Origin of the sequence: Streptococcus sp. HMSC034B05 (assembly GCF_001809055.1) — a bacterium.
GTDB classification, from domain to species: Bacteria; Bacillota; Bacilli; order Lactobacillales; family Streptococcaceae; genus Streptococcus; species Streptococcus constellatus.
In genome coordinates this window covers 1-585 of sequence record NZ_KV795613.1, presented here as the reverse complement: position 1 = coordinate 585, position 585 = coordinate 1, and the positions used below count along the sequence as shown (strand labels likewise).

At 37.9% G+C, this 585-nt stretch carries 1 protein-coding gene; it reads left to right on the top strand.

All coding sequences use genetic code 11. From position 1 onward, the window contains the following. Positions 1–585 (top strand): MucBP domain-containing protein (locus HMPREF2542_RS06360; protein ID WP_186822134.1); only part of this gene is annotated, 585 nt, incomplete at both ends.

Here is a 585-nt window from a genome sequence, read left to right as displayed (position 1 = left end):
TTACTTACTTCTATGATCTGATTCCAGATGCACCTGAAGAATATGGTAATGTTGTTGTTGATTACCAAGACAAGAAGGGCAATACCATTGCACCACGTGTTGTGGATACACCAGATAGTAAAGTTGGTACAAACTACGATACAACCGATCACAAACCAACTAGAATTACTACAGCTGATGGTAAGGTTTATCGCATTGATCCAAAAGCAACTCAAGGTCAAGAAAGTGGTAAGATTGTCAAAGGAACCACTCGCGTTGTCTATGTTTATGATGAAGTAGTCGGTGATGTAACAGTTCATTATAAAGATGAAAATGGTAAAGTCATTAAAGACCCTGAAAAGGATACAGTCGGTGCTCCAATCAACACTGTTTATGATACTCGTGATCACGCTCATAAGACGATTACTACAAAAGATGGTCGTACATATGAAATTGTTCCTGAAAAGACTCAAGGTCTTGAACAAGGTCGCGTTGTTGAAGGAAATACAGATGTTACGTATATCTATAAACAAGTATTCGGTGATGTAGTTGTTCACTATGTGGATGAATCCGGTAAGAAGATCAAAGAAGATGTAACGGATACTT